Raw genomic sequence first — 5,523 nt, 5'->3', positions numbered from 1 at the left:
CCGAGCCGGTGGCGGCGGCGGGGCGGCGGGTGAGCGTCGGCCTGTCCATCGGCATCGCCGCGGCGGGCGAGGACCGCGAGACCCCCGAAACCCTCCTGCGCGCCGCCGACCTCGCCCTCTATGCCGCCAAGGCCGGGGGGCGGAACGGGTGGCGGGTGGGGTGAGGGGGCTAGCGCAAAGAGATTTGTGCACACTCCGATGGAGTAAGGGGACCTCTCGGGTCTGCAGGCGACCACCTGGGGGAGGGGGCCGATCGCCGAACGGCCAAAGAAAGATGCCGCCGTGCTCCACGGGCTGGGCGGTGCATAGACTCTGAGGATGGAACGAGCCGTCTGGGCACTCCACTCCGCGTTTTGCGTGGAGTGGAGTGCGGCCGAAAGGCCGAGCTCATGATCATTGGAACCACTGATCGCGGGAGGTGCTTTGATTACACGATAAGCTGTAACTATTGGGTCATCATTAGATAGAAAAATTTTTTAATTTATACGAATTTTCTGCATCAAATGATTTGAGATAGCCCAGATTAAAATGAGAGATGCCTTCAACAGTTAATCCAGATTGCTGAATTAATTCAATCTGATTTATTTCATCCAAAATATTAGAATGTAGATATATTTTATCCATGTTTTTATTATAAATAAAGCGCAATTATTTTTCTCCTGATCAGCTTTTAAGCGAAATTTATTCGCCCAAATCCAAGACGGGGTAGTGAAGATGCCCCTCCCATTCCACCTCAAAATTCTGAAATTTTCCATCCAGAATGACTTGGTGTTGTATGGGTCGCCCAGTGATGAGACGGTAATGTCGCAGGACGCTGTTTCTATTGGTAAGTTTTCTGCCTTACATACGATAAATTTAGCGTTTTGTTTATAAATTGAGATTGAATGACCGAGCATCTTGATAGAGGCATCTGAAATAATCAAATTTTCTGGAGACAAAGATCCTGCTGTAAAATGAGCAAGTTCGGATCGTCCGGCGCCAAACTCAAACGCGCGATAGTCTTTCGTTATATTTTTTAGGAAGCCAAGGAGTAGAAATCTGCTCGCAACACCAAAGTCAGCGCATGTTGGATGTTGTTTTTGGTCGTAATATTCATCCGCAATCAAATCGTAGCCGGAATTCACTTAAATCTCCTATTCATCGACCGTGAGCGCAGTGGGAGGGAGGCGTCTTTCAATGCTTGCAATCGTTTGACTAAGGAGTGAGCGATCTAATTCAGTAAGAACAAATTGTTCAAATCTTTATGATATTCTTTATTTAAAAAGCATCCTTGATTGTCGAATCCATATAGAATATTCCGATTTTATCTTTGTTAAACTCAAATGGAATTGATATGCACGATGGATAGTTAAAGGCGTGTCGAGCTTCGTCGATCGTCATTCCCCATATTTTTGCAATATGCTTTATTTTTTGTTCCTCATCATGCGATTCTTCTTCTGTTGGAATTACTCCTGAAATGATAGCTAATTGCGATCGCCAAGATTGTCCGACAATTCCCCGTCTTATCGAGAATGAGCGTCCGATGGTTAAGCCGGGGAGTCGGTCGCCATTACCGTCTACATATTCCAAGAGCTGCATTGTGCAATTTGAGGCAAGGGGGTCACGAATATGAATTGTTGCACGACATTGCGTTGGAATATATTCATCATTTTTTGATTTTATCTCACTTGAGACTGCCTTAATGAATTTTGTCATGCTATTTGTTATATTTGAGTTCTCAATATATTGTCTGATATCATTAGTAATTGATTCTCTAATAACTGGAATTAATTTTAATAGTTCTTCCTTTTCTTTTTTAGTTCTCTGATTTGGTCATTTAATTCGACGCTTACTCCAAAGGCATTAAAGGTCTTTAGCCGGTTTGTTACAATCGATATCAATGCTTTGAAAAAACCACTTCTATAAACTAATAAAAACATCAGCAGAATAACAGAGGGCCATGAAATTATTTATCAAAATTTTACTAACAAATGTTAAAATAGGTTTAAATAAAATTGTTCCATAGCTCTTTTAGCTGCTTCTTGCGGTGAAAAAACGTACGGAGTCTCAGATTTGAAAGCTGTTATCGAAACAGTGTCTGGCAACGAGTTGTGGATAGCCGCTCCCAAAAGGGCGGCAAGCGCCACAAACGCCGCCAGACATAATAAATTTTATATCTGCTTTTCAACATGGTGAGTTGCGTGCCCGGCATTCAGCGGTAATCTAATCATGTTAGCCTAACTACACGCGTAAGAATAGTGCGAGGGGGCTAATCCCTCTACGCTTCACACCCCCCTCACCACCCAATCGCCCCCGGCAGCCAGGTCGCCAGCGTTGGGAACAGGAACACCAGCACCGTCGCCGCCACCTGCAGGCCGATGAAGGGGATGACGCCGCGATAGATGTCGCCCGTCTTCACCTCCGGCGGGGCCACGCCGCGCAGGAAGAACAGGGCCCAGCCGAAGGGCGGGGTGAGGAAGCTGGTCTGGAGCATCACGCACACCAGCATGCCGATCCACACGAGGTCCACGTTCTGCGCCTGGAAGATGGGCAGAAACAGCGGCACGGCGATGTAGCAGATCTCGATCCACTCGATGAAGAAGCCGAGCAGGAACACGATGGCCAGCATGAACCACACCTCGGCCGCCACGCCCCCCGGCAGCAGGTCGAAGGCGTCCTGGACCAGACGCTCGCCGCCGAGCCCGCGGAAGGCGATGGCGAACACCTGCGCGCAGATCAGGATGAACATCATCTGCGCCGTGATCTTCGCCGTGTCGGTCATGGTGGCCCACAGCGTGCCCCAAGAGAGCCGCCGCCCCAGCGCCGTTACCAGGATCGAGCCCAGCGCGCCCATGGAGGCGGCTTCCGTCGGCGCGGCGACGCCGGCGATGATGGAGCCGAGCACCGCCAGCACCAGCCCGAACGGCGGCAGCGCCACGCGCAGGATCTTGGCCATGAGCTCCGCCCGGCCCATGGCGGCGCGCTCGTCCACCGACACCGGCGGCACCATGTGCGGCCGGAAGATGCCGAGCGCGAGGATGTAGAGGCAGAACAGCCCCGCCACCAGCAGGCCCGGAATCACCGCCGCCGCGAACAGGGTGCCGACGCTCTCGTTCATGATGTCGGCGAGCAGGATCAGCACCAAAGAAGGCGGGATGATCTGGCCGAGCGTGCCCGAGGCGCAGATGGCGCCGCAGGCGAGCCCCTTGTCGTAGCCGCGCTTCAGGAGCGCCGGCAGCGTGAGCAGGCCCAAGGTCACCACCGTGGCGCCGACGATGCCGGTGGTGGCGCCCATGATGACGCCCACCAGGATGATGCCCACCCCGATGCCGCCGCGCACCGAGCCGGCGAGATGGCTCACCACCTCCATCAGGTCCTCGGCGAGGCGGGATTTCTCCAGCATCACCCCCATGAACACGAACAGCGGGATGGCGAGCAAAGTGTAGTTGGTGACGACGCCATAGATGCGCGCCGGCACCAGATTGAACAAGAGCGGCCCGAAGCCGAGCCAGCCGGCGACGAAGCCCGACACCGCGAGGGTCAGGGCCACCGGCAGGCCGGCCATCAGCAGGCCGAAGAAGCCGACCAGCATGCCGATCGCCAGCCACTCGTTCACGCTCATGATGTCACCGGGGAAAAAGGCGCTGCCACGCGCGGATGGCGTCGGCCAGCGATTGCAGGAAGAACAGCGCGAAGCCAAGCGGGATGAAGGCCTTGAGCAGGTAGCGCATCTCATGCCGCCCGGGTTCGCCGAGCCCTCCGCCATGCTCACGGACTGCATCACGTAGGGGATCGAGAGGCGGAAGATGATCGCCGCCACCGTCATGGAGACGAGGGCGGTGAGCACGTCCGTCACCGCCTTGGCGCGGGGGGAATAGTGCGCATAGAGCACGTCGACGCGCACATGCTCGCCGTGGCGCAGCGCATAGGCCGCGCCCAGCATGCAGATGGGCACCAGAAGGTGCCATTCCAGCTCCTGCGCCCAGATGGAGCCGGTGGAAAAGAGGTAGCGCAGCAGCACGTTGGTGGCCATGACCAGGACCAGCGCCAGGCAGGTCCAGGCCGAGAGCGCGCCCACGCGGTCCACCAGCGTCTCGATGGCGCCCGCGACGCGCCCCCCGAAGGAGGGCGCGCCGGCCAAATCGGCAGGGAGGCTCACGGGCGTCAGCCGAGGATCTTGTTGTAGTAGACGCCTTCGGACAGCTCGGCCCAGCTCTTGTAGGTGCCGAGGAAGGCGAAGTAGCTGTCCGAGACCTTCTTGGCGATCGGGTCGGCCGCCACCGCTGCGTCCAGCACCTTGGCAGTGCCGGCGCGCAGGTCCTTCACCACGGCGTCGGGCAGCGGCTGGGCGATGACGCCCTGGTTCTTCACGAGGTCCTGCATGGCTTCGCCATTGGCCTTCTGGCACCAGGCTTCCGAAATCACGTTGCAGGCGGCGCAGGCATTCTCGACGATGGCCTTCAGGTCGTCCGGCAGCTTGGCCCAGGCGGCCTTGTTGACGATCACCTCGGAGACCGTGGCGGGCTCGTGCCAGCCGGTGGTGTAGTAGTATTTCGCCACCTTCTGAAGGCCGAGCTGGCGGTCGAGATAGGGGCCGACGAACTCGGCCGCGTCGATCACGCCGCGCTCCAGCGCCGGGAAGATCTCGCCGCCCGGCAGGAGGCGCACATCGACGCCGAACTCCTTGTAGACGCGCCCGGCGAGGCCGGGGATGCGCATCTTCAGGCCGTTGAGGTCGGCGGTCTTCTCGATCGGCTTCTTGAACCAGCCGGTCATCTGCACGCCGGTATTGCCGGCCACCAGCGGCACGAGATTGAACTTGTCGTAGACCTCCTTGTAGAGCGGCATGCCGCCGCCCTCATAGAGCCAGCCATTGACGCCCTGGAAGTTGAGGCCGAACGGCACCGCGGTGAAGAACTGCGCGGCGAAGCTCTTGCCGGTCCAGAAATAGGCGTTGGCGTAGTTCATCTCCACCGTGCCGGCGGAGACCGCGTCGAAGCCCTCCAGCGCCGGGATCAGCTCGCCCGCGCCGAAGAACTGGATCTTGAGGCGCCCGCCGGACATGGCCTCGATGCGCTTGCACAGGTCCGTGGCGCTGCCCGGCCCCACCGAATAGAAGGCGGCCTTCGGGCCGTAGGCCGAGGTCATCTTCCAGGTGAAGGTGGTCTGGGCGCGCAGCACCGCCGGGGCGGCGACGGTTCCGGCGGCGGCGGTCAAAGCAAGCGTGGTGAAATCGCGGCGGCGCATGGGAGCCTCGTGCGTCGGGGAAGGTGCGGGCTCCCCTTTCGCAACGACCGTGCCAATTGCATGCACTTTGTGGATGCAGCCTGCAAATCGGTCTTTCCCGCTTTGGGGAAGGCGCGTTCTGCCTGATCCTTCGGCAGATGGCGCCGAGCCGGGCAGTTTCCGTCCGCCTCACGCCGCCGTGAGGCCGTCCCGCCGCCCCGGCCGCGCGGCGTCAGTCCCGCACCAGGGTCATCTCCGCCAGCGGGATCACGGTCGGCGCCGGCGCGGCGGCAAGGCGGGCGGCGGCGTCCTGCTCCA

5 protein-coding genes are annotated in these 5,523 nt (G+C 58.0%); 1 reads left to right on the top strand and 4 read right to left on the bottom strand.

All coding sequences use genetic code 11. The annotated features are described in order from the left end of the window. Positions 1 to 8 precede the first annotated feature (8 nt). Positions 9 to 164 carry a diguanylate cyclase domain-containing protein gene (locus AC2W7M_RS18845; RefSeq protein WP_486134026.1) on the top strand — a complete coding sequence of 52 codons (156 nt, stop codon included), beginning with the start codon at positions 9 to 11 and terminating at the stop codon, positions 162 to 164. Between the two features lie 417 nt (positions 165 to 581). Here AC2W7M_RS18845 and AC2W7M_RS18840 read toward each other — a convergent pair whose 3' ends face one another. The 4 genes from AC2W7M_RS18840 to AC2W7M_RS18825 all read right to left on the bottom strand — a co-directional run bounded on the left by AC2W7M_RS18840 (position 582) and on the right by AC2W7M_RS18825 (position 5,226). Next, on the bottom strand, positions 582 to 1,124 hold the full coding sequence (locus tag AC2W7M_RS18840) for a hypothetical protein (RefSeq protein WP_486134024.1): 543 nt from the start codon (positions 1,122 to 1,124) through the stop codon (positions 582 to 584). Between the two features lie 133 nt (positions 1,125 to 1,257). After that, positions 1,258 to 1,695: a hypothetical protein gene (locus AC2W7M_RS18835; protein WP_486134022.1), complete on the bottom strand. Its 438-nt coding sequence runs from the start codon at positions 1,693 to 1,695 to the stop codon at positions 1,258 to 1,260. Between the two features lie 580 nt (positions 1,696 to 2,275). Beyond that, the gene (locus tag AC2W7M_RS18830; protein ID WP_486134020.1) at positions 2,276 to 4,138 is read right to left on the bottom strand and encodes a TRAP transporter large permease subunit; all 1,863 of its coding nucleotides are present in this window, start codon (positions 4,136 to 4,138) and stop codon (positions 2,276 to 2,278) included. 5 nt (positions 4,139 to 4,143) lie between these two features. Next, the gene (locus AC2W7M_RS18825; RefSeq protein WP_486134018.1) at positions 4,144 to 5,226 is read right to left on the bottom strand and encodes a TRAP transporter substrate-binding protein; all 1,083 of its coding nucleotides are present in this window, start codon (positions 5,224 to 5,226) and stop codon (positions 4,144 to 4,146) included. Positions 5,227 to 5,523: the final 297 nt, after the last annotated feature.

Source organism: Xanthobacter sp. BG11Y11_SDJG (genome assembly GCF_057364445.1).
Note: the sequence above shows the minus strand (reverse complement) of the source record. Positions and strands in the feature narration are given on the sequence as shown.